A 23,361-nucleotide genomic window follows, 5' to 3' on the forward strand; every position below is an offset into this window, starting at 1 on the left:
AAGAGATTAGGTTGTAACTGGTGAGTTAGCTCAGTCGGTAAACGATCGTCAGCGAATCGCTACCGGAGGTGGGGTTGCCAGCTGCATCGAGGGCGGGGTCGTAGCGGGCATACCGCTCCATGCCCTCGCACGCTGCCTCGTCGAGGACGGACTCGCCGCTCGAGGAAGTCACGCGGCAGGAAGACACACGCCCATCGGCATTAATGGTCACCGCGACACCCACGTTACCTTCGATCTCGCGCCGGATGGCACGCGACGGATAGGCTTCCTGAATACGGGCGGCCCAACGGTTGAAGTTGTCACGCTGCGCCGAACGCGCCTGCGAAGGCGGGGGCGGCGGAGCGGGCGGCGGGGCAGCCGGAGCCGGCGGCGGAATGATGCGCGCAGGCGGGGCTGGCGGCGGAATCCGCGGCTGTGTCACGATCGGCGGCGGTGCCGGCGCGATATTGATCGGCGGCGGCGGCGCAACCGGCGGCGGCGGTGCCGTATCAGGTTCCGGCGGAGGCGGGGGTTCCTCCGACGGCTCGGGTTCGGGCTCTTCAATATCGACCGTGGTCACACGCTCGACCACCGATTTGACCGCCGAATAGGCAAGTCCGGTGACCAGCGTATAGCCAATGACGACATGAATGAGGCCAACGATGATAATCGCGATTACGCGACTACCGCTCATTTGTTGGTCAGCGTAAGCCATCCAGTCCCATCACTCCATCTCAAACACGCCATGCCCACATAGGGGCCTGGCCCTCAGGGCCAGCAACCATGGTGTGGTATGCTGGCCACGCTCGATTCAAAAATGTCCGGCCATAACCGACACCACTTTCCCCTTTGCAGCAAACCTTGATGGAATGTGCAATGCTAAGGCGCCAGTAATCTTCTTTTGTTAGCCGGGCCGTTTGGCGAGGGTGTAACGGCGATATCCGGCATGGGCAAACGCTTTATCCGTTCACCTGCGATTCACTCGCGCGTCATTTCATTGTACGAAACTCGCGGGTTGCTATGCCGCTGAACCATGGTCCGAAAAGGAACGCGTCGATGCCCGTCCACCCCCTGATTTTGTCGAAAATTCGTATGGTTACCGCCATCTCTTCGGCCGCCCTTGCCGTCTCGGGATGCGTGAGTTCGGGCATGGCAGGAGGCTCTGAGCAAGCCATTTCGGCGGAACTTCCGCCGGAACGCGCGCCGACCTATGCAGATCTCGTCGATCATGCCCTTGAAGCCGAGGTTGTCGGTGTTGTTTTCGTTGATGATCAAGTGGTTGTGCCCGCCGAGCGGGCGCCCAATCTCGCGCCGGGGCAGGTCAGATTGTATGTCGAATCGACAATCCAGCGATTATTGAAATCTCCGCTGCCATTGGGCGAATCGTTGAACTTTCTTGTCGATAAGATGCCAAATCAGGACGGGGAATTGCCGCGAATCACCCGTCAGGCGTTCGTTTTCTTCGCGGACCCGGTGCCCGGACAGCCCGGTTCGGTGCAATTGCTGTCATCCGATTCGCTGATTCCGGCTGGCCCGATGATCGAGGCCCGGCTCGAGCGGGTGCTTAATCAGCTCGCTGCGAGCGATGTGCTGCCCGCCATTACGGGCATAAAGGATGTGATCTCGGTTGCTGGCAATCTTGCCGGCGAATCGGAGACGCAGATGTTCATCCAGACCACCACCGGGGCGCCCGTTTCGGTCAGCGTCGTGCGGCGTCCCGACATGGCGCCGCAATGGGGCGTGTCGTTGGGCGAGATCGTCGATCAGGATGCCCGCCCGCCCGAGCCCGAGACGATCGCCTGGTATCGCTTCGCCTGCGAACTGCCCGAGCAGCTTCCCGCCGACAGCTATCTCCAGACCGACCGCGCCTCGCGGGGTCAGGCGCAAGAGGACTACGCGTTTATCAAGCGGGAACTGGGGCCGTGCGAAAGTCGCATTGGCTAAAAACCCTCTATTTGCGGTGATCCGGCCCTAGCCATGGCTCGCGCCGGGCTCTAACGCGCCTGCACTAAGACGAAGGCCCGGCATCAGCGCCCGGGCCGTTGGATTACGAAAGAGGGCACTAAATGGCGGACAGCTTGCGGATCGCATTGGCAGGGCTGGGTACGGTGGGCGCGGGTGTGATCCGCGTCCTCACCGAGAACGGCGACCTTATTGCCAGGCGCGCGGGACGTCCGATCGAGATCGTGGCCGTGAACGCGCGCGACCGCAGCAAGGATCGCGGTGTCGACCTGTCGGGCTATGACTGGGAAGACGATATGACGGCCTTTGCCGATCGCGACGATGTCGATGTCGTGGTCGAACTGGTCGGAGGGTCTGACGGTCCGGCGCTGGCGCTGGCGCGCAAGGCGCTCGCTGGCGGCAAGGGGCTGGTGACGGCCAACAAGGCGATGATCGCGCACCACGGCATGGAGCTGGCCGAAGCGGCGGAGCAGGCCGGCGTGCCGCTGCGCTATGAGGCAGCCGTGGCGGGCGGCATTCCGGCGGTGAAGGGCTTGGGTGAAGGCGCGGCGGCCAATCGGATCGAGCGCATCTATGGCATCCTCAATGGCACCTGCAATTATATCCTCTCGCAGATGGAGGGCAGCGGCGCCGACTTCGGCGACGTGTTGAAGGATGCGCAGGAGCTGGGCTATGCTGAGGCCGATCCGACCTTCGATGTCGAAGGCGTGGATGCCGCGCACAAGCTGTCGATCCTTGCCTCACTCGCCTTCGGCACCCGAATCGATTTCGATGCGGTCGATTGCTCGGGCATCAGCGCGATCCGCGCGGCCGACATCGCGCAGGCCGACCAGCTCGGCTTCGTGATCCGCCTGATCGGCCTCGCCGACTGCACCTATGACGAGATGGGGTGCCACCTGTTTCAGCGGGTCGCCCCCTGCCTTGTCGCCAAGGATCATGCGCTTGCCGGGCCGAAGGGGCCGACAAATGCGGTGGTGATCGAGGGCGATCACGTGGGCCAGCTGCTGCTCCAGGGCGCAGGTGCTGGCATGGGGCCGACCGCCAGCGCCGTGGTGGCCGACCTCATCGATATCGCGCGCGGCTTCAACCCGCCGCCGCTCGGCCTGCCCGCCACGATGTTGCAGCCGAGCACGCCGGCCGATCCCGCTGGCCGCCACAACCGCGCCTATATCCGCTTCACCGTGGCCGACCGCCCAGGCGTCCTGGCCGAGATCACCGCAGCGCTGCGCGATGCCGAAGTCTCGATCGAGAGCCTGATCCAGCACGGCAAGCCGGGCGAGGATGGCGAGCCGGTGCTGGTGGCCATGGTCACGCACGAGGGGCCGGAGGGCTCGGTCGCCAGGGCGCTCGACCTGCTGGCAGGCAGCCCCGCGCTGACCGAGGCTCCGCTGGTGATGCGCCTGATCGACTAAGGCTCTGGCACAAGCCGGGCGGCGCGCCCGTTCCCCGTCAGCCCGTGACCGGCCCCGAGTTCATACTGCGCGATCATGGCCACTGATCTGCGCAGGCCGTCCAGCCGGGTCACTTGCGGGGCGATCGGGACCGGCAGGACCGACATTCCCCGTTGCGTCTCTTCCCGGCTGTCTTTTCCAGCGCCGCAGACCACGATGGTATCGCATCGGTCTGGTACTCTTCGGGGCGCGTCAGCTCCTCGCGCAGTGCTCTCCTCTGGCGCGCCGCCAGTTCCGCTGCTTTCGTGGCGCTGCGTTCCTGTGCATGCAGCGTTGCGGGTGCCGCAATTGCGAAACAGATCGCAGATAGCGCCACACTCTGGCTCGACATAGATTCGATCCCCAATTAAGCGAACTGCAACAAGGCCATGAGGGAAGAACCCAGTATGACAGACAAGACCGCCGCCAGCGAAAGCGTTCTCGACCGGGTCCTCGTGCTCGAAATGGTCCGCGTGACCGAGGCTGCTGCCATTGCCGCCTCCAAGCTGATCGGGCGCGGTGACGAGAAGGCCGCCGACGCCGCTGCGGTCGAAGCGATGCGCGAGGCTTTCGATACCTTATATATAGATGGCACCGTGGTGATCGGCGAAGGCGAGCGCGACGAAGCGCCGATGCTCTATATTGGCGAGAAGGTGGGCGGCGCGCCGGGCAAGGGCCCGAAGATCGATATCGCGCTCGATCCGCTGGAGGGCACTACGATCTGCGCCAAGGCCGGGCCGAACTCGCTGGCGGTGCTGGCGGCGGCGGAAGAGGGCGGCCTGCTCAACGCGCCCGACGTCTACATGCAGAAGCTGGCGGTCGGGCCGGGCTATCCCCAAGGCGTGATCAGCCTCGAAAAGAGCGTGCGGGAAAATGTCGAGGCGGTGGCAGCGGCCAAAGGCGTGAAGCCGCACGAGATTATCGTCTGCGTGCTTGATCGCCCGCGCCATGCCGAATTGATCGGCGAGCTGCGCGAAATCGGCTGTGGCGTTGTGCTGATCGGCGATGGCGATGTGGCCGGTGTGATTGCGACCACCGATCAGGAAACCACCATCGATATGTACATGGGCTCGGGCGGCGCGCCCGAGGGTGTGCTGGCGGCGGCGGCGCTGCGCTGCGTGGGCGGGCAGTTCAACGGCAAGCTGCTGTTCCGCAACGACGACGAGCGCGGCCGTGCGCGCAAGTGGGGCATCGAGGACCTCGACCGCATCTACAAGCTGGAAGACCTGGCCAGCGGCGACTGCATCTTTGCTGCGACCGGCGTGACCGAAGGCTCGCTGCTGGCGGGCGTGAAGACGCTGCGTCGTCCGGCGGGTGGTAGCGTGATGACCACCGAGAGCGTGGTGATGCGCGCCTCCTCGGGGACTGTGCGCTGGGTGAAGGGCGAGCATCGGATCGACTGAGGTTGGGAGGGGCCACGCTTTCCCCCGCCTGTCGCCCTTCGCAGGTTGCAATCATGTGACGCGCCGCTAGAGCGTGGCGCGTGAGGAATCGCCTGCGCAAACTCGAGGGTCCTGCATCATGAAAATCATGTCCGGCAACGCCAACCTGCCGCTGGCGCGCGCCATTGCCGGCTATCTCGAAGTGCCGCTGACCGACGCCAGCGTGCGCCGTTTCGCCGATGAAGAAATCTTCATCGAAATCCACGAGAACGTGCGCGGCGAGGATGTGTTCATCATCCAGTCGACGAGCTTCCCGGCCAACGATAACCTGATGGAACTGCTGATCGGGATCGACGCGCTGCGCCGTGCCTCGGCCCGCCGGATCACCGCCGTGCTGCCCTATTTCGGCTATGCCCGGCAGGATCGGAAGCCCGGCCCGCGCACTCCGATCTCGGCCAAGCTGGTGGCCAACCTGATCACCGAGGCAGGCGCCAACCGCGTGCTGTCGGTCGATCTGCACGCCGGGCAGATCCAGGGCTTCTTCGATATCCCGACCGACAACCTCTATGCCGCGCCGGTCATGGCGGCCGATATTCAGGCGCGTTACGGCAACGAGGATCTGATGGTGGTCTCGCCCGACGTTGGCGGCGTGGTGCGCGCGCGTGCACTCGCCAAGCGACTCGACAACGCGCCGCTCGCCATCGTCGACAAGCGCCGCGAGCGGCCCGGCGAATCCGAAGTGATGAACATCATCGGCAACGTGCAGGGCCGCCACTGCATCCTGATCGACGACATCATCGATTCGGGCGGCACGCTGTGCAACGCGGCCTCGGCACTGATGGATCAAGGTGCGAAGAGCGTCGCCGCCTACATCACCCACGGCGTGCTGTCGGGCGGTGCGGTGGCGCGGGTCAACGGCTCGGCGCTGAAGGAACTGGTGATCACCGATTCGATCCTGCCGACCGAGGCGAGCATGGCGTCCGAACGCATCCGCGTGCTGAGCGTCGCGCCGCTGGTGGGGGAGGCGATCCGCCGCATTGCCGACGAAAGCAGCGTTTCCAGCCTGTTCGACTAGGAGCAACACGATGCCCGCAGCGATCCAGACCCGCCTGAGCCTGCCGCTGCTGGCCGTCGCCCTTGGTGCGTGCAGCGCTGGTTTTGCGCAGGAGCCTGCTCCGCAGGCGGGCTGGACCCCGCCCATCGGGCCTAACCCTGTGTTCGACACCGCGCCTGCCGCCGCGCCGGAGCATCGGCTGATTGTCACCGATCTCAACCTTGGCCCCGATGCGGTGGGCGATCCCCATTCGCACCCTTGGGAAGAGTTCCTCTATGTCATCGCTGGAGAGGCGCTGGTCGGCCTGCCGGGTGCCGAGCCGGAGGTGGTTTCGCCGGGTGAGACTTTCATTATCCCGCCGCGCGTGGTCCACACTCCGAAGGCGGGGCCTGAGGGCGTGCGCGCCATCGTGATCCGGGTGCATATGGCAGACGATCCAGTGACCCTGCCCTGATGCGACTCGACGCCGAAATTGCCCTCGCTGCCCGTCTGGCCGAGGCTGCACGGGCGGAAATCCGTCCGCTGTTCCGCACTGCGCTCGATCACGAGGCCAAGGCCGATGCCTCGCCGGTGACGATTGCCGATCGCAATGCCGAAGCGGCGATGCGCAAGCTGATCGAGGCCGAATATTCCGCCGATGGCATCCACGGCGAGGAATATGGCTTGAAGGAGGGCAAGTCCGGCCGGGTCTGGGTGCTCGATCCGATTGACGGAACCACCGCTTTCCTCGCCGGCCGCCCGATTTTCGCCACGCTGATCGCGCTCTTGGTGGATGGCTTTCCCGTGCTCGGTATGATCGACCAGCCGATCACCGGCGAGCGCTGGCTCGGCGTGACCGGTCAGCCGACCACTTTCAACGGCGGAGCAGTCACAACCCGCACCTGCCGCGAGCTGTCAGAAGCCGCCATTGCCACCACCGGGCCGCACTATTTCAGCCAGGCCGAGGGCGACGTGTTCATGGCGCTTGCGGCCAAGACCAACCACAAGCGCATGGTCATGGGCGGCGACTGCTACAACTACGGCTGCCTCGCCTCGGGCCAGCTCGACATTGTGTGCGAGGCGGGCCTCAAGCTGCACGACTTCGCGGCCCTGGTGCCGGTTGTCGAAGGCGCCGGCGGGCTGATGTGCGACTGGGCGGGCGAACCGCTCCATGCCGGTTCGGGCGGGCAGGTGCTGGCGCTGGGCGATCCGGCGCGGCTCGAAGATGTGCTCGAGGCCATGACCGGCCACGACCACCACTGAGGAGTGCGCTCCCAATCGTGCCACTTGCCTTTTGCGGGCAATTGTCTAAGAGCCCCGGCTTCACCGACACGTGATTTATCTGCCTGCCTGGCGAAAAGGGCTGCCAGGGCCGGTTGGACGTGTCTCTGTTCTAAGGAGATGAAAATGCCCAAGCTGAAGACCAAGAGCGGCGTGAAGAAGCGCTTCAAGCTCACCGCTACTGGCAAGGTCAAGCATGGTGTCGCCGGCAAGCGCCACCGCCTGATCAGCCACAATGCGAAGTATATTCGCCAGAACCGCGGCACCGATGTGCTGTCCGAAGCGGACGTGAAGCACATCAAGAAGTGGGCCCCTTACGGCCTCAACTGAGCCTGCGCGCTAAAGGAGATATACTATGCCTCGCATCAAACGCGGTGTAACCACCCGCGCCAAGCACAAGCGGATTCTGGATCAGGCGAAGGGCTATCGCGGCCGTCGCAAGAATACGATTCGCGTCGCCCGTCAGGCTGTCGAGAAGGCCGGCCAATACGCCTATCGCGACCGCAAGGTGAACAAGCGGAACTTCCGCGCGCTGTGGATCCAGCGTATCAACGCTGCCGTTCGCGCCGAAGGCCTGACCTATTCGCAGTTCATCCACGGCACCAAGCTGGCCGGGATCGAGCTTGACCGTAAGGTGATGGCCGACCTCGCGATGAACGAGAGCGCCGCTTTCGGTCTCATCATCAAGCAGGCCAAGGAAGCGCTGCCCGCCTGATCGGGCGCTTGCACTTTCTGCCAGACTTAAGGGCGCGTCGGGCTTGGCCCGACGCGCCCTTTGTCTTTTTCGGTCTACCTGAACTATCCTGAAGCGGGAAACTTTTGGTTGCCAAGGCGTTAATTAGCGGAGATTATTGACACAGGGAGAGGCTGCCGAGAGCAGCATTGCTGGCATCGAGTTATTGGCGGCATTCCGCTCGATGCGCTTTCGGTGCGAGCAATGGGGACGCGTACCTTGGACGATCCTACAATGCCATCGTTCACTCTCGACGTGCAGTTTTTCGGTCTGTCGGACGTGCTCGCGCCCTATTTCACCGCGCTCTACAGCTTTGCGCTGACCTGCGAGGAAGGTGGGGTTGTTGCCGATTCGCTTCACCCGGAATGGGCCGCCATGCGGTTCACCTATGCCGGTACGCCCCCTACCGCGCGCGTTGTCCCGGCTGTGATGCAGCAATGCCCGCACTTTGTCGTCAGCGGCCCGACCAGCCGGGCGATCGACTTTCGGCTCGCCACGTCGCGGATATTCGGCCTCGGTCTCCATCCGGCCGGTTGGGCCCGCTTTGTCGGTCTGTCGGCTGCCTCGCTCAGGAACGCTATCGTCAACGGGGAGGATTCGGGTTTTGGCGCCTTCGCGCCGCTGCTGGGGCTGATCGAGGCGACAGGAGGAGACGACGATGCAGCTGCTGCGGCCATCAACAGCTTCCTGCTCGACCTCGATGCACGGACCCCCCCCGTGCCCGCGCGCGTCTTGGCTTGCCAGGAGGCACTCAAGGATGCCGATCTCAACGACGTGAACGACCTCGCTGAGCGGGTGGGCACCAGCCGCCGCTCGCTCGAACGTATGTGCAGCCAGTATTTCGGCTTTCCCCCCAAGACATTGCTGCGTCGCCAGCGTTTCCTACGAAGCCTCGCCCGATTCATGCTCGAATCTCGGGCGAGCTGGAGCAACGCTCTCGACAGTCACTATTACGATCAGGCCCACTTCGTGCGTGATTTCCGAAGCATTATGGGGATGACCCCCTCCGAATATGCGGGAATGCCACATCCCATTCTGGACCGGATTATCGCTCAGCGCATGGTTGATCAGGGCGCTGTTGCGCAGACCGACCTGCCCACAATCCTGCGATATGCCGGGGGAAAGGCCCCTGTCGGAGTAGAGAAGACGAAATAGGGCTTGGGGGGCGGGCGCAGGCTCGCTAACAGGCCCGGCTTATCGGCCAATAAGTTGCTAGTGGGCATGTCGGAAACACAATCGATCGAAAACGACGCGAAAGCGCGCATTGCGGCGGCAGCCGATCTGGCTGCCCTTGAGGTCCTGCGCGTCGAATTTCTGGGCAAGCAGGGTTCCGTCTCGGCGCTGATGAAGACGCTGGGGAAGATGAGCCCGGAAGAACGCCAGACCAGGGGGCCGGAAATCCAGGCCCTGCGGCAGGCGGTCACCGATGAACTGGCTGCACGCAAAGACGTGCTCGAAGCGGAAGCACTCGAAGCGAAGCTTGCCGCCGAGACGCTTGACCTGACCCTGCCCGCGTCCGAAGCTCCGTGCGGTTCGGTCCACCCGGTCAGCCAGGTTATGGACGAACTGGCCGAAATCTTCGCCGACCTCGGTTTTGCCGTCGCCACCGGCCCGGAGATCGAGGACGACTGGTACAACTTTACCGCGCTCAACATGCCCGAAAGCCACCCGGCGCGGGCCATGCACGATACGTTCTATTTCCCTGACACCGCTCCGAAGGGCGGCAAGATGCTGCTGCGCACGCATACATCGCCTGTGCAGGTGCGCACCATGCTGGCCGAAGGTGCCCCCTTGCGCATCATCGCGCCGGGCCGCGTCTACCGCAGCGACAGCGACGCCACGCACACCCCGATGTTCCACCAGATCGAAGGTCTGGTGATCGACAAGGGCATTCACCTCGGCCACCTCAAGTGGACGCTCGAGACCTTTCTCAAGGCCTTCTTCGAGAACGAGGACATCGTGATCCGCCTGCGCCCGAGCTACTTCCCGTTCACCGAGCCTTCGGTCGAGGCTGACGTCGGCTTCGAGCTGGTCGATGGCAAGCGTGTGCTTGGCGGCTCGGGTGACAAGCCCGGCCACGGCTGGATGGAGCTGCTCGGCAGCGGCATGGTCAACCGCCGGGTGATCGAAATGAGCGGGCTCGATCCCGATGAATGGCAGGGCTTTGCCTTCGGTATTGGCGTCGACCGGCTCGCCATGCTCAAGTACGGGATGGACGACCTGCGCGCCTTCTTCGACGGCGATGCCCGCTGGTTGCAACACTATGGTTTCTCGGCGCTGGCTCAGCCGACGCTTTCTGCTGGCGTGGGAGAGCGCGCATGAAGTTCTCGCTCGAATGGCTGACCTACTTCCTCGAAACCGAGGCGAGCCTTGCCGACATTGCCGCCAAGCTCAACGAAATCGGCATCGAGGTCGAGGGGATCGAAGATCCGGCCGAGGCGCTGGCAGGCTTCCGTGTCGCGAAGGTGCTCACGGCCAAGCCGCACCCCGATGCCGACAAGTTGCAGGTGCTTACGGTCGATAACGGCACCGGCGAGGAGCAGCAGATCGTCTGCGGCGCGCCCAATGCGCGTGCTGGCCTGGTTGGCGTGCTCGGTTCGCCAGGTGCGGTGGTTCCGGCCAACGGCATGGTGCTGCGCAAGGCGGCGATCCGCGGGGTCGAATCGTCGGGCATGATGTGCTCGACCCGCGAGCTGGAGCTGGGCGAGGATCACGACGGCATTATTGAACTGCCCGATGATGCCCCCATCGGCACTGACTTTGCCGAGTACCACGGCGCTTCGCCGGTGCTCGACGTGGCGATCACGCCCAACCGGCCCGATTGCATGGGCGTTTATGGCATTGCCCGCGATCTGGCGGCGGCAGGCCTTGGCACGCTCAAGCCGCTCAAGAGCTTCGAAATCGAAGAGGCATTCGACTGCCCGGTCGAGATCCGCACCGACGATCCCGAGGGCTGCCCCGCCTTCTATGCCCGCGTGGTGCGCGGCGTAACCAACGGTGCCTCGCCCGACTGGATGCAGGCGCGGCTCAAGGCCGCGGGCCAGCGGCCGATTTCCGCGCTGGTCGACATCACCAACTATATGTCGCTCGCATTTGGGCGTCCGGCGCACGTTTACGATCTGGCCAAGCTCAGCGGCCCGGTCGTCGCCCGCCGTGCCAGGGACGGCGAGCAGGTCGTGGCTTTGAACGACAAGACCTACACGCTCGATTCCACGATGACCGTGATCGCCGATGACAAGGGCGTCCACGACATCGCCGGGATCATGGGCGGGCTCGACAGCTCGGTGAGCGAGAGCACCACCGACGTCCTGCTCGAGATCGCCTATTTCAACCCCGAAACCATCGGTGTGACGGGCCGAAAGCTTGGCCTTGCCAGCGATGCACGCACCCGGTTCGAGCGCGGGGTCGATCCGGCGTGGCTCGACGAGGGGCTGGAAGGGCTGACCTCGCTGGTGCAGCGCCTGTGCGGCGGCGAGGCGAGCACAGCCGTCCGCGCCGGTTCGCCGCCGAGCGCGCCCAAAGTGATCGCCTTCGATCCGGGCCTGACCGCAAGGCTGGGCGGCGTGGGCGTCGACGAGGCCGAGCAGAAGCGTATCCTTGAAGCGCTCGACTTCGTGGTCGATGCGAACTGGAACGTGACCGTGCCGCTTCGCCGCCACGATGTGGAAGGCGCTGCCGATCTGGTCGAGGAAGTCGTGCGTATCCACGGGCTCGACAAGGTGGCCTCGGTCGCCCTGCCGCGCGCTGACGGCGTTGCCCGTCCGACTGCCACTGCGGCGCAGTCGCTTGAGCGGCGAATACGTCGTGCGGCCGCTGGGCGCGGGCTGAACGAGGCCGTGACCTGGTCGTTCCTTCCCGAAGCCGAGGCCGAGCTTTTCTCTGAAGGCCCGTTGTGGGTGCTCGACAACCCGATCAGCGAAGACCTGAAGGCCATGCGCCCCTCGCTGCTGCCGGGGCTGCTTGCAGCCACCAAACGCAACCTCGACCGTGGCGCGACGTCGCTGCGGCTGTTTGAGATCGGGCGGCGCTATCTGCGCGGCAAGGACGGCGCGAGTGACGAGCGGCTGATCCTCGCCGTGGTGCTGGCGGGCGACAAGGCCCCGCGCGGCTGGGCCAATGGCAAGGCGCAGGCCTTCGATGCCTTCGACGCCAAGGCTGAGGCCATGGCGCTGCTCGCCGAGGCGGGGGCGCCGGTCGACAAGCTGCAGGTGATGAGTGAGGCGGGGGAGCAGTTCCACCCCGGCCAGTCGGCCACCTTGCGGCTTGGCCCCAAGAACGTGCTGGCCCGCTTCGGCACCTTGCACCCGCGCACGCTGGCAGCCTTCGATGTCGATGGCCCGGTGGTCGCGGTCGAGCTGTTCCTCGATGCGATCCCGGCCAGGAAGGGCGCCGCGAGCTTCGCCAAGCCGCACTTCGCGCCGTCCGCGCTTCAGCCGGTGCTGCGCGACTTCGCCTTCCTCGTTCCCGCTGAACTTCCGGCGGGCGACCTGCTGCGCGCGGTGAAGGGTGCGGACAAGGCGAATATCGTCGATGCCCGCGTGTTCGATGTGTTCGCGGGGCAAGGCGTGCCCGAGGGCAGGAAGAGCGTGGCGGTCGAGGTGACGCTCCAGCCGGGCGAGAAGAGCTACAAGGAAGCCGACCTCAAGGCGATTGCCGACAATGTGGTGGCAGCCGCCGCCAAGCTCGGCGGGGAGCTGCGCGGATAGTGACGTCCAATCGCCGTACCTTCGCGATCATCTCGCACCCCGACGCCGGTAAGACCACGCTCACCGAAAAGCTGCTGTTGCAGGGCGGCGCGATTCACCTTGCCGGACAGGTCAAGGCGCGCGGTGATGCGCGGCGCGCCCGCTCCGACTGGATGAAGATCGAGCAGCAGCGCGGCATCTCGGTCACCTCTTCGGTGATGACCTTCGAGAAGGATTTCGATGGCGAAACCATCACCTTCAACCTGCTCGATACGCCGGGGCACGAGGATTTCTCCGAAGATACCTACCGCACGCTGACGGCGGTCGATTCAGCGATCATGGTGATCGACGCGGCCAAGGGCATCGAACCGCAGACGTTGAAGCTGTTCGAGGTCTGCCGCCTGCGCTCGGTGCCGATCATCACCTTCGTCAACAAGGTCGACCGCGAGGGCCGTGACGCCTTCGAGACGCTCGACGAAGTGGCCGACAAGCTCGCGCTCGATGTTAGCCCGCAGATGTGGCCGATCGGGATGGGCGGCCTGTTCGAAGGCCTGCTCGATTTCCGCACCGGCCTGGTGGCGCGTCCCGAGGGCGGCTCCAAGGAATTTCTTGGCAAGCGCGAGGCCGATGCGGCGATTCCCGAAAACTATGCCGAGGAAATCGAGCTGGCCAAGGTGGGCTATCCCGAGTTCGACCTCGAAGCCTATCGCAACGGCGACCTCACCCCGGTCTATTTCGGCTCGGCGCTCAAGAACTTCGGCGTCGAGGAGCTGATCACCGCGATTGCCGACTTCGCCCCGCCCCCACGTCCGCAGCCTGCGGGCGAGGAGCTGATCGACACAGATCATGGCGAGGTCACCGGCTTCATCTTCAAGGTCCAGGCCAATATGGACCCCAATCACCGCGACCGCATCGCTTTCATGCGGCAGGTTTCGGGCACCTTCAAACGTGGGATGAAGCTGACCCCGAGCGGGCTCGGCAAACCGATTGCGGTGCACTCGCCAATCCTGTTCTTCGCGCAGGACCGCGAGATCGCCGACACCGCCGAGCCGGGCGACATCATCGGCATTCCCAACCACGGCACCCTACGCGTGGGCGATACGCTGAGCGAGACCAACAAGATCCGCTTCACCGGCCTGCCCAACTTCGCGCCCGAAATCCTGCGCCGCGTGCAACTCAAGGATCCGACCAAGACCAAGCAGCTCAGAAAGGCGCTCGACGACCTCTCCGAAGAGGGCGTGATTCAGGTGTTCTACCCGGTGATCGGAGGCTCGAGCATTGTCGGCGTAGTCGGCCAGCTCCAGCTCGACGTGCTGATCTCGCGGCTCTCGGCAGAGTACAAGGTCGATGCGGCGCTCGAAGCCTCGCCCTTTGCCACGGCGCGCTGGATCAAGGGGAGCGATGCGGCGAAGGATGCCTTCGAAAAGTTCAACCAGGGCAACATCGCGCATGACCGCGATGGCGATCTCGTGTTCATGGCCAAGTCCGCCTGGGACGTTGGCTATCAGCAGGAGAAGAACCCCGAGCTGACCTTCTCCGCCACCAAGGAACGCTGAGAAGGTGGCGAAGTTGACAGCGTGACGATGCTGCAATCTGGAAATTTCGTTTCGTAATCAGAAGATTGTGCGAGGCCGCCGAAGTATACGCCCGGGCGGTTTTGCGCGCGAAAAAGGGTGGGTTCGGACGTGTCAAAGAGCCCGTCTGCCGTGCCATAAAGCGTAGCCTGTAGGAAAGTGCCCGGCCTGCGCCTATAACTCAGGCCATGGCCACATTCTTCGACGCGCTCGACGAAAAGCATCTCGCGATGATCGCGCAGCAACCGGTGTTCTTCGTCGCCACCGCAGCGGCGGACGCGCGGATCAACTTGTCGCCCAAGGGCTATGACGCGTTCCGCGTGCTTGGCCCGAACCGGGTAGCCTATCTCGACCTTGGTGGCTCGGGCAACGAGACGAACGCCCACCTCCTCGCCGACGACAACGGCAAGGGTGGCCGCATCACGATCATGTTCTGCAATTTCCAGCAGCCCGCGCAGATCCTGCGCATCTACGGGCGCGGCAATCCGGTGCTGCCGTGGGAAAGCGGCTGGGACGAACTGGCCGAGCACTTCACCATGCTCCCCGGAACGCGCCAGATTTTCGATATCGCGGTCGAGAGCGTACAGACCAGCTGCGGCTATGGCGTGCCACTGATGCAACTGGAGCAGGAACGGCAGACGCTAGTCAAACATCACGCGCAGGCCGATCCGGTCGAATGGGCGGGCAAGGCCCGCCGCGCGCGAGAAAGCATCGACGGTCTGCCCACCCGCATCACCGACCGCTATATCGGTGGCGCATGACCGAACTCACCTTCGCCAGCTACAATGTCCACAAGGCCGTCGGCGCGGACCGGCGGCGCGATCCCGAACGCATCCTTGCGGTGATCGATGAACTGGGCGCCGACGTGGTCGGGCTACAGGAGGTCGACCTCAGGCTGGGCCAGCGCGCCAGCGTGTTCGAACGCTCGCGGCTCGAACATCTCGGCTGGCAACTGGCCTCGGTGCCGATGAAGCCTGCCAGCCTTGGCTGGCACGGCAATATGCTGCTGGTGCGCGAGGGGCTGACGATCGACGCGGTCGATGCCGTCCATCTGCCAAGGCTTGAACCGCGCGGAGCGCTCACCGCCAGCTTGCGGGTGGACGGCCAGCCGATCGACGTCACCAGCATGCACCTCGATCTCTCGGGGCTGCGGCGCAAGGCGCAGCTGGCGCAGCTTTGCGCGGCGGGCCGGGCGAGCGGCCGGCCTTCGCTGATGCTGGGCGACCTCAATGCCTGGCTTGCCCACCCCGAGCGCCTGCGCGGACTGCACGACTACTGGTCGGTGCTGACGCCGGGGCACAGTTTTCCGGCGCGCGGGCCGTTGTTGTCGCTCGATCGGATGATCGTCAGCCCGCACTGGCGCTGTGAGCAGCTGGAAGTGTTCCGTTCGCCACTGGCGCGCGAGGCCTCCGACCACCTGCCGATCCGCGCACGGCTCACGCTCGATGCACAAAATTTAGGCAGCGCGCCCACGCTTTAGGCAGGCAGAGTGCCTGGAAGCGTAGCAACCGCACCAAACGATCCCTGAATCCCGCAGATATCGAAACTGGCACGCTGCTTGCGAGGTTGTGCCGTGGCCGGGGGCGTGCCCGGCAAGGCAACAGGGGTTTGAGATGAAGTTCATCATCGCCATAATCAAACCGTTCAAGCTCGATGAGGTGCGTGAAGCACTCGCGGGGCTGGGCGTGGCCGGGATGACGGTCTCGGAAGTGAAGGGATTCGGTCGCCAGAAGGGGCAGACCGAAATCTACCGCGGAGCCGAGTATTCGGTGAACATGCTTCCCAAGGTGAAGCTGGAAATCGCGGTTACTACCGAGCTTATGCCGAAGGTCGTCGAGACCATCCAGCAAACCGCCAGCACCGAAAGCATCGGCGACGGCAAGATCTTCGTGCTCGATCTGGCATCGGCAACGCGGATCCGCACCGGCGAAACCGACGAAACCGCGCTTTGAGGGGGACGCATTCCATGAAGAACACTCTTTTCAAACTGGGCGCGGTTGCTGCGGCAAGCTTCGCCTTCGCCACGCCGGCGTTCGCCCAGGAGGCTGCGGCTGACGCAGTCGGCGGCGGCACCGCCTATATTCTCAACACGTTGCTGTTCCTGATCGGCGGCTTCCTCGTGATGTGGATGGCCGCTGGCTTCGCCATGCTCGAGGCTGGCCTGGTCCGCACCAAGAACGTTTCGACGCAGTGCCTGAAGAACATCGGCCTCTATTCGATTGCCGGTCTGATGTTCTGGGTGATCGGCTACAACATCGCCTATCCGGGCTTTGCCGAGGATTCGCTCGGCCTGTTCGGTATGAACGGCACCGTCTATTCGATGCAGGGCGTCGGCGACGCCGATCTCGACACCGGTTACTCGGTTGCTTCGGACTGGTTCTTCCAGATGGTCTTTTGCGCCACCACCGCCTCGATCGTTTCGGGCACCCTGGCCGAGCGTATCAAGATCGTGCCGTTCTTCATCTTCGTGACCGTGCTGACCGCCGTGATCTATCCGGTCGTGGTGAGCTGGGAATGGGGTGGCGGCTACCTCGACAGCGTCTGGGGCTTCTCCGACTTCGCCGGTTCGACCCTCGTCCACTCGACGGGTGGCTGGGCTGCTCTGGTCGGCGCCATCATCCTCGGTCCGCGGCTTGGTCGCTATGCCGCCGATGGCCGGGTCAATGTGTTCCCGGGCTCGAACATTCCGCTCGCCACTCTGGGCACTTTCATCCTGTGGCTCGGCTGGTTCGGCTTCAACGGCGCTTCGCAGCTTGCGATGGGCACCGTGGGCGACGTGTCGGACGTGTCGAAGATCTTCGTCAACACCAACATGGCCGCTTGCGCCGGTGTGGTGGTCGCGATCATCGCTACCCAGCTGCGCTACGGCAAGGCTGACGTGACCATGGCCCTGAACGGCGCGCTTGCCGGTCTGGTCGCCATCACGGCCGAGCCGCTGGCACCGACCGTTGGCCAGTCGATCGTGATCGGCGGCATCGGCGGCATCCTGCCGGTGGTCGTGGTTCCGCTGCTCGATAAGCTCAAGATCGACGACGTTGTCGGCGCGATCCCGGTTCACCTGTGCGCCGGTATCTTCGGCACGCTCGTGGTCGCCTGGGCCGGTGACGCCACCTTCGTGGGCCAGCTCGTCGGCGTGCTGCTGACCATGGTCTGGGTGTCGGTTGCCTCCGGTATCCTGTGGTTCATCCTGAAAGCTACCGTGGGCCTGCGTCCTTCGGAAGAGGTGGAGCTTGCGGGCCTCGACCTCGCCGAGATCGGCGTGGAAGCCTACCCGGGTCTCGCCAACCAGGCCTGATCCATCACAAGTTTGGCGGGGTCAGGCTCTTCCTCCTCTCCCCCTGACCCCGCCTCCCGACGTTCCTCCTGCGAACGAACACCTTTTCAAGGGCCGGAGCCAAGCGCTCCGGCCCCTTTTTTTTGTGTCGCGTCCGTGCAACATGGGGGTGGCTTGCGGGGCGGTACTGTGCTGACGCTGCGGCCAAAGCGGAGGAACGAGGCGATGAAAATGGTGATCGCGGTGATCAAGCCGCACAAGCTCGAACCGGTGCGCGAGGCGCTTGCCGGAATTGGTGTCGCCGGTCTCACCGCCAACGAGGTGAAGGGATTCGGTCGTCAGAAGGGGCAGACCGAGATCTATCGCGGCGCCGAATATTCGGTGAACATGCTTCCGAAGGTGCGGCTGGAGATCGCGGTGCCCGATGATCTCGCGCCGCGCGTGGTCGAAACGATTCGCCTTGCCGCCAACACCGAGACGATCGGCGACGGCAAGATTTTCGTGCTCGATCTGGGAGAAGCTGTCCGCATCCGCACAGGCGAGACAGGCGAGCACGCGCTGTAAGCGGGCCAGTGGGGCGAATGCCGATTCGCGCTAGGCGCGCTTGCGGCGTGACTAATAAAGCTTCACGCGCCTTAATGGTCATTGCTTGAGTTGAACCCAATCGCACGGATTGGGCGGAGGCGGCGATAAAAAGCGGCGTAACCTGGCCGTAATCTTAAAACATTCGCGTCACGGGCTTTTCTAGGTTATACACAGCAAATGGAAGTGGCGGGGCATCGCCACCGCTTCCGGCCGGGGGTCTTCGTCCGAATTCCACGGCATGGTTTAAGGACGGAAACTTAGGGTTTTTGGTTTAGATGGGTTACGACAGAGGACGTCGCGGACGGGGACGCGACAAGCGGGACAACATTGGCGAGGAAGGCTTCGATCCCTTCTTTGAGGGTGGTCCGCCTTCGGACGGCGGCTGGCGCGGTGGCGACAGCGGCGGTCGCGGTGGTTTCGGCGGCGGCGGCGGTGGAGACCGCTTCGGCGGGGGCAACCGGTTTGACAACGATCGCGGCCCGCGCGGCGGCGGCGGTTTCAGCGGCGGCGGTGGCGGCCCGCGTGGCGGCGGCGGCGGTGGCGGCATGCCCCCGCAGGTGGTCGGCAGCGGCACCGGCAAGGTCAAATTCTTTAATTCGCAGAAGGGTTTCGGCTTCATCCAGCGTGATGAAGGCGGTGAGGACGTGTTCGTCCACATCAGCCAGGTCGAACGGGCCGGGCTCGAAGGTCTGGCCGAAGGTCAGGAGCTTGCCTTCAACCTCGTGGATCGCGGCGGCAAGGTGTCGGCGGCCGATCTGCAGGTCGTGGGCGATGTGATCCAGGTCGAGGCCAAGGCTCCGCAGCGCGAGCTGACGGGCGAAAAGGCCGTGGGCACGGTCAAGTTCTTCAACGCCATGAAGGGCTTCGGCTTCATCACCCGCGACGACGGCAAGGAAGACGCTTTCGTACACATCAGCGCGGTGGAGCGTTCGGGCCTGCAGGGCATCGCCGAAGGCGACCGTTTCGAGTTCGACCTCGAGGTCGATCGACGAGGCAAGTACTCGGCCGTAAATCTCGTTCCGGCTGGCTGACGCCACCCGGATTGCGGGGCGGCCGAGCGTTTGACCGGCCGCCCGCAGCATCATACTACACGAGCAGCAGGCGGCTTTCCGATCTCGGATCGGGCCGCCCTTTTGTGTTTTGATGTGAAGGAATCCTAATGGCCATTTCAGCGCTTATGCCTGTCTACCCACGGTGCGGCGTGCGTCCGGTCCGTGGTGAGCATTGCCACCTCATCGACGAGGATGGCACCCGCTACCTCGATTTCGCCGCGGGCATCGCGGTTAACCTGCTCGGCCACTCGCACGAGGGCCTGATCGGTGCGATCCAGCGTCAGGCTGCTGAGCTGATGCATGTTTCCAACCTCTACGGCAGCCCGCAGGGTGAGCACCTTGCGCAGCGGCTGGTCGACCTGACCTTCGCTGATACGGTGTTCTTCACCAATTCGGGCGCCGAGGCGGTGGAATGCGCGATCAAGACCGCGCGCGCCTATCACCAGCATGCCGGCAACGAAGACCGCTTCGAGCTGATCACCTTCAACAACGCCTTCCACGGGCGCACGATGGCCACGATCAGCGCCTCCAATCAGGAGAAGATGCACAAGGGCTTCGCGCCGCTGCTGCCGGGCTTCAAATATGTCGACTTCGGCGATCTTGCCGCGGTGGAAGCGGCGATCGGTCCGCACACGGCGGGCTTCCTCGTCGAGCCGGTGCAGGGCGAGGGCGGCATTCGTGTCGGAAGTCAGGAATTCATCAAGGGCCTGCGCGCGCTGGCGGACAAGCACGACCTGATGCTGGTGTTCGACGAGGTGCAGACCGGCGTTGCGCGTACGGGCACCTTCTATGCCTACGAACAGTACGATCTCATCCCCGATATCCTCGCCACTGCCAAGGGCCTTGGCGGCGGCTTCCCGCTCGGTGCCTGCATGGCGACCGAGAAGGCCGCGCGCGGGATGACCTTCGGCACCCACGGTTCCACCTATGGCGGCAATCCGCTGGCGATGGCCGCCTCTGAAGCGGTGCTCGATGCCGTGGGCAATGAGGAGTTTCTCGCGCAGGTCCGTGCTACGGGCGAACGGCTGCGCGGCCGGCTCGAACAGTTCATCGGCAACTATCCCGAGCTGTTCGAAGAGGTGCGCGGGCTGGGCCTGATGCTCGGGATCAAGATGAAGGTCGAACCGCGTCCGTTCATGCAGCACCTGCGTGATAACCACCAGCTGCTGACCGTGGCGGCGGGCGACTCGACGCTGCGGCTGCTGCCGCCGCTGGTGATCGGCGAGGCCGAGATCGACGAGTTCTTCGAGAAACTCTCGGCGGGCGCGGCGGACTACGAAGCGGAGACTGCGGGATGACGATGCGCCATTTCCTCGACCTCGCCGATGCCGGTGGCGATGCGATCGCCGCCATGATCAACGATGCGCAAAGCCGCAAGGCCGCGCGCAAGGAATGGCCCAAGGGCAAGCCCGATGCCGATGCGCCGCTGGCTGGCCGCGTGCTGGCGATGGTGTTCGAGAAGAACTCGACCCGTACGCGCGTCAGCTTCGACATGGCGATGCGCCAGCTCGGCGGCTCGGCGCTGATCCTCGATTCGGGCACCTCGCAGCTCGGCCGCGGCGAAAGCGTGGCGGACACCGCGCGTGTGCTGAGCCGCATGGCCGACGCGATCATGGTCCGTACCGACGATCACGCCAAGGTCGAGGAAATGGCCCGCTATGCCAGCGTTCCGGTGATCAACGGGCTGACCGACCAGTCGCACCCGTGCCAGATCGTGGCCGACCTTGTGACCATGGTCGAGCACGGCAAGGCGCTGCCGGGGCTGGAGGTCGCCTGGCTGGGCGATTGCAACAATGTATTGAACTCGGTGCTGGAAGCGGCGGGGCTGATGAAGTTCAACGTCCGCATCGGCACGCCAGCCGAGATCGTACCCGATGCCGATTATGTCGCCAAGGCCCGTGCCGGTGGCGCGCGCGTCGATGTGACCAGCGATGCCGCCGAGGCCGCAAGCAGAGCCGACGTGATCGTCACCGATACGTGGATCTCGATGGGACAGGATCATGCCGAGGAGAAGCTAACGCAGCTCGCGCCCTATCAGGTCGACGATGCGCTGATGGCGCAGGCCAAGGCCGATGCGATCTTCCTGCATTGCCTGCCCGCGCATGTGGGTGAGGAAGTGACCGAGAGCGTGTTCGAAAGCGCGCAATCGGTGGTTTTCGACGAGGCGGAGAACCGAATCCACGCGCAAAAGTCTGTTTTGCTGTGGTGTTTCAGTCAGCTGGGCGCGGCGGCTTAACATCGCGCGCGGCTATTCCCATCTAAAGCCGATGACTGACACCACTGCCGCTCAAGTCGAGACCAGTTTCGACACCGTCCTGCGCTTCATCCTGCCCGACCGCGATTGCCGTGGTCGGCTGGTGCGGCTTGGGCCGGTGCTCGACGAAATCCTGTCGGCACACGACTATCCTGCGCCGGTAAAGCACTGCCTCGCCGAGGCGCTGGTGCTGACCGCGCTGATGGGCTCGATGCTGAAGGACGAACAGGATCAGATGACCATTCAGGCGCGCTCGGAAGAGGGCCTGATCCGCCTGCTGGTGTGCGACTATCGCGACGGCGCGCTGCGCGGCTATGCCGAGGTGGCGCCCGATGTTCCGGCGCAGGTCGGGGCCAATCCGCGCCTCGGAACGCTGTTTGGCAAGGGCCACCTCGCCGTGACCTTCGACCTGGCCAGCACCGGGCAGCGCTATCAGGGGATCGTGCCGCTCGAAGGTGAGAACCTGAGCCACGCGATCGAAGCCTACTTCGCGCAGAGCGAACAGCTACCCACGCGGGTGCGCACGGCGATGGCTTTCGCGCACGACGGGGGCATTGCCGGGGGGATGCTGGTGCAGCATCTGGCCGATGGCGAGGAAGGGCGCGAACGTCTGCACGTGCGCTTCGACCATCCCGAATGGGAGCACGTCTCGATCCTCGCCGACACCATTTCGCACGGCGAACTGGTGGATCAGGCGTTGTCGATGGAGGCGCTGGTCTGGCGGCTATTCCACGAGGAGCGCGAGTTACGCACCGACGGGCTGACCACCTTGCGCAAGGGATGCCGCTGCTCGATCGAGCACTATGCGGCAATCCTTAGTCGATTCGGCAAAGAAGAGCGTGCCGAGATGACAAACGACGAAGGCGACATTGTGGTCGACTGCGCCTTTTGTTCTCGTGAGTTTGCAATACCGGCAATGTCGGATGAAGTATCATGACATTTTACAATATACCGTGTGTGTTCAGCTCGAACAGGTTATAGGTATGGCATGCGTAAGGTCTTGAAACTTGTAGCGATGGTGTCCGTAGGAGCGGCGGTGGGCTTGCCCGCTGCGGCACAGGCGCCTGAGTTGGCCGTGCTCGGCACCCTCGACAAGGGGGCGTGGACCGTGCGGGTGAGGCCCGATGGGCCGACCACGCGGCTGTGCGTGCGCACGGGGCACGAGTTCATCCAGTTGCGCCATCGTCAGCTCAATTGCGACCGTTTCGTGGTCGATGATGAGCCCGGCGAGGTCACCGTGCAGTATACCTGCCGCGGTCATGGCTATGGCCGCACGAGCATCAGGCGAGAAGGCAATCGGCTGGTGCAGTTGCGTAGCCAGGGGATCGAGGATGGCAAGCCGTTCTCGATCGAGGCCGAGGCGCGTTACGTCGGAGCCTGCTGAACGAAGGGGGCTTGCTCCGGGGCAAGCACCGTCCTAGCTCCGCGGCATGACCTCCACCACCTCAGACACGGGCCAGAAGCAAGCGATCGTGCTGCTTTCCGGCGGCCTCGATTCGAGCCTGTCCGCGGCGCTGGCCAAGGAACAGGGCTTTGCGATCAACGCCCTCACCATCAACTATAACCAGCGCCACCGCCGCGAACTCGATGCGGCGCGCGCGGTGGCGCAGTCGCTTGGGGCAGAGCGCCACATCATCCTGCCGCTGGACCTTTCGCAATTCGGCGGATCGGCTCTCACCGCCGATATCGATGTACCAAAGGGGGGCGTGGCGGAAGAGGGTATTCCGATTACCTATGTCCCGGCGCGCAATCTGGTGTTCTTGTCGCTGACACTGGCCTGGGCAGAGGTGGTCGGCGCGAACGACATCTTTATCGGCGTGAACGCGCTCGACTATTCGGGCTATCCCGATTGCCGCCCCGAATTCATCGCCAGCTTCGAGGAAACCGCAAGGCTGGCCACGCGCGAGGGGCAGGAGGGCGAAGGGTTTCGGATTCAGGCGCCGTTGCAGCACTGGGACAAGGCGCGGATCGTCAGCGAGGCTTTGCGCGTGGGGCTCGATCTCTCGCTGACCTGGTCGTGCTACGATCCGCAGCCCGATGGCACGCCTTGCGGCCTGTGCGACAGCTGCCGCCTGAGGGCCAAGGGCTTTGCCGAGGCTGGCGCGGTCGACCCGGTGGCGGGTAGCGAAGGCTAGCG

25 protein-coding genes are annotated in these 23,361 nt (G+C 64.3%); 23 read left to right on the top strand and 2 right to left on the bottom strand.

Annotated features, from left to right (window positions below; translation table 11 throughout):
- Positions 1-25: 25 nt before the first annotated feature.
- Positions 26-673, bottom strand: a complete 648-nt coding sequence (locus tag ABDJ38_RS10015) for an energy transducer TonB (RefSeq protein ID WP_346784960.1) — start codon at positions 671-673, stop codon at positions 26-28.
- A gap of 326 nt (positions 674-999) precedes the next feature.
- On the opposite strand from ABDJ38_RS10015, the gene ABDJ38_RS10020 reads away from it, so the two are divergent.
- Both ABDJ38_RS10020 and ABDJ38_RS10025 read left to right on the top strand, forming a co-directional pair.
- On the top strand, positions 1,000-1,923 hold the full coding sequence (locus ABDJ38_RS10020) for a hypothetical protein (RefSeq protein ID WP_346784961.1): 924 nt from the start codon (positions 1,000-1,002) through the stop codon (positions 1,921-1,923).
- A gap of 122 nt (positions 1,924-2,045) precedes the next feature.
- The gene (locus ABDJ38_RS10025) at positions 2,046-3,353 is read left to right on the top strand and encodes a homoserine dehydrogenase (protein WP_346784962.1); all 1,308 of its coding nucleotides are present in this window, start codon (positions 2,046-2,048) and stop codon (positions 3,351-3,353) included.
- Here ABDJ38_RS10025 and ABDJ38_RS10030 read toward each other — a convergent pair.
- Positions 3,350-3,499 carry a hypothetical protein gene (locus ABDJ38_RS10030; protein WP_346784963.1) on the bottom strand — a complete coding sequence of 50 codons (150 nt, stop codon included), beginning with the start codon at positions 3,497-3,499 and terminating at the stop codon, positions 3,350-3,352. The genes ABDJ38_RS10025 and ABDJ38_RS10030 overlap by 4 nt on opposite strands.
- Before the next feature lie 279 nt (positions 3,500-3,778).
- Here ABDJ38_RS10030 and glpX point away from each other — a divergent pair, with 279 nt between their 5' ends.
- The 21 genes from glpX (at position 3,779) to queC (ending at position 23,359) form a co-directional block, all read left to right on the top strand.
- Positions 3,779-4,774, top strand: a complete 996-nt coding sequence (glpX, locus tag ABDJ38_RS10035) for a class II fructose-bisphosphatase (protein ID WP_346784964.1) — start codon at positions 3,779-3,781, stop codon at positions 4,772-4,774.
- A gap of 118 nt (positions 4,775-4,892) precedes the next feature.
- Positions 4,893-5,828, top strand: coding sequence for a ribose-phosphate pyrophosphokinase (locus ABDJ38_RS10040; RefSeq protein WP_137680376.1), 936 nt, complete (start codon positions 4,893-4,895; stop codon positions 5,826-5,828).
- 10 nt (positions 5,829-5,838) lie between these two features.
- Positions 5,839-6,261 (top strand): cupin domain-containing protein, encoded by a 423-nt coding sequence (locus tag ABDJ38_RS10045; protein WP_346784965.1) that lies wholly within the window; start codon positions 5,839-5,841, stop codon positions 6,259-6,261.
- Positions 6,261-7,049: an inositol monophosphatase family protein gene (locus tag ABDJ38_RS10050; RefSeq protein WP_346784966.1), complete on the top strand. Its 789-nt coding sequence runs from the start codon at positions 6,261-6,263 to the stop codon at positions 7,047-7,049. The genes ABDJ38_RS10045 and ABDJ38_RS10050 overlap by 1 nt, the downstream gene beginning before the upstream one ends.
- Before the next feature lie 144 nt (positions 7,050-7,193).
- Positions 7,194-7,397: a 50S ribosomal protein L35 gene (rpmI, locus tag ABDJ38_RS10055; protein ID WP_119591579.1), complete on the top strand. Its 204-nt coding sequence runs from the start codon at positions 7,194-7,196 to the stop codon at positions 7,395-7,397.
- A 25-nt stretch (positions 7,398-7,422) separates the two neighbouring features.
- Positions 7,423-7,782, top strand: coding sequence for a 50S ribosomal protein L20 (gene rplT, locus ABDJ38_RS10060; RefSeq protein WP_119591578.1), 360 nt, complete (start codon positions 7,423-7,425; stop codon positions 7,780-7,782).
- 237 nt (positions 7,783-8,019) lie between these two features.
- Entirely contained in the window at positions 8,020-8,955 is a 936-nt protein-coding gene (locus tag ABDJ38_RS10065; RefSeq protein WP_346784967.1) for a helix-turn-helix domain-containing protein, read from the top strand.
- Positions 8,956-9,021: 66 nt separating this feature from the next.
- Positions 9,022-10,122: a phenylalanine--tRNA ligase subunit alpha gene (pheS, locus tag ABDJ38_RS10070; protein ID WP_346784968.1), complete on the top strand. Its 1,101-nt coding sequence runs from the start codon at positions 9,022-9,024 to the stop codon at positions 10,120-10,122.
- Positions 10,119-12,506, top strand: coding sequence for a phenylalanine--tRNA ligase subunit beta (gene pheT, locus ABDJ38_RS10075; RefSeq protein WP_346784969.1), 2,388 nt, complete (start codon positions 10,119-10,121; stop codon positions 12,504-12,506). The genes pheS and pheT overlap by 4 nt, the downstream gene beginning before the upstream one ends.
- Positions 12,506-14,041 carry a peptide chain release factor 3 gene (locus tag ABDJ38_RS10080; RefSeq protein ID WP_346784970.1) on the top strand — a complete coding sequence of 512 codons (1,536 nt, stop codon included), beginning with the start codon at positions 12,506-12,508 and terminating at the stop codon, positions 14,039-14,041. Before pheT ends, ABDJ38_RS10080 begins: the two co-directional genes overlap by 1 nt.
- Positions 14,042-14,247: 206 nt before the next feature.
- The gene (locus ABDJ38_RS10085) at positions 14,248-14,820 is read left to right on the top strand and encodes a pyridoxamine 5'-phosphate oxidase family protein (protein ID WP_346784971.1); all 573 of its coding nucleotides are present in this window, start codon (positions 14,248-14,250) and stop codon (positions 14,818-14,820) included.
- Entirely contained in the window at positions 14,817-15,539 is a 723-nt protein-coding gene (locus tag ABDJ38_RS10090) for an endonuclease/exonuclease/phosphatase family protein (protein WP_346784972.1), read from the top strand. Before ABDJ38_RS10085 ends, ABDJ38_RS10090 begins: the two co-directional genes overlap by 4 nt.
- Positions 15,540-15,672: 133 nt before the next feature.
- Positions 15,673-16,011: a P-II family nitrogen regulator gene (locus ABDJ38_RS10095; protein WP_119591572.1), complete on the top strand. Its 339-nt coding sequence runs from the start codon at positions 15,673-15,675 to the stop codon at positions 16,009-16,011.
- 14 nt (positions 16,012-16,025) lie between these two features.
- Positions 16,026-17,354, top strand: a complete 1,329-nt coding sequence (locus ABDJ38_RS10100) for an ammonium transporter family protein (protein WP_346784973.1) — start codon at positions 16,026-16,028, stop codon at positions 17,352-17,354.
- Positions 17,355-17,558: 204 nt separating this feature from the next.
- Complete coding sequence (locus ABDJ38_RS10105; RefSeq protein WP_346784974.1) at positions 17,559-17,897, top strand: P-II family nitrogen regulator; 339 nt, start codon at positions 17,559-17,561, stop codon at positions 17,895-17,897.
- A 296-nt stretch (positions 17,898-18,193) separates the two neighbouring features.
- On the top strand, positions 18,194-18,949 hold the full coding sequence (locus tag ABDJ38_RS10110) for a cold-shock protein (RefSeq protein WP_346784975.1): 756 nt from the start codon (positions 18,194-18,196) through the stop codon (positions 18,947-18,949).
- A 128-nt stretch (positions 18,950-19,077) separates the two neighbouring features.
- On the top strand, positions 19,078-20,268 hold the full coding sequence (locus ABDJ38_RS10115; RefSeq protein WP_346784976.1) for an aspartate aminotransferase family protein: 1,191 nt from the start codon (positions 19,078-19,080) through the stop codon (positions 20,266-20,268).
- On the top strand, positions 20,265-21,206 hold the full coding sequence (argF, locus tag ABDJ38_RS10120) for an ornithine carbamoyltransferase (RefSeq protein ID WP_346784977.1): 942 nt from the start codon (positions 20,265-20,267) through the stop codon (positions 21,204-21,206). The genes ABDJ38_RS10115 and argF overlap by 4 nt, the downstream gene beginning before the upstream one ends.
- A 31-nt stretch (positions 21,207-21,237) precedes the next feature.
- On the top strand, positions 21,238-22,161 hold the full coding sequence (gene hslO / locus ABDJ38_RS10125; protein WP_346784978.1) for an Hsp33 family molecular chaperone HslO: 924 nt from the start codon (positions 21,238-21,240) through the stop codon (positions 22,159-22,161).
- A gap of 51 nt (positions 22,162-22,212) precedes the next feature.
- The gene (locus ABDJ38_RS10130; RefSeq protein WP_346784979.1) at positions 22,213-22,608 is read left to right on the top strand and encodes a hypothetical protein; all 396 of its coding nucleotides are present in this window, start codon (positions 22,213-22,215) and stop codon (positions 22,606-22,608) included.
- A gap of 46 nt (positions 22,609-22,654) precedes the next feature.
- A complete protein-coding gene (gene queC / locus ABDJ38_RS10135; RefSeq protein ID WP_346784980.1) occupies positions 22,655-23,359 on the top strand; it encodes a 7-cyano-7-deazaguanine synthase QueC in 705 nt (234 codons plus the stop codon).
- Positions 23,360-23,361: the final 2 nt, after the last annotated feature.

The sequence above is a fragment of the Aurantiacibacter flavus genome (genome assembly GCF_039710615.1).
In the GTDB taxonomy this organism is placed as follows: domain Bacteria; phylum Pseudomonadota; class Alphaproteobacteria; order Sphingomonadales; family Sphingomonadaceae; genus Alteraurantiacibacter; species Alteraurantiacibacter flavus.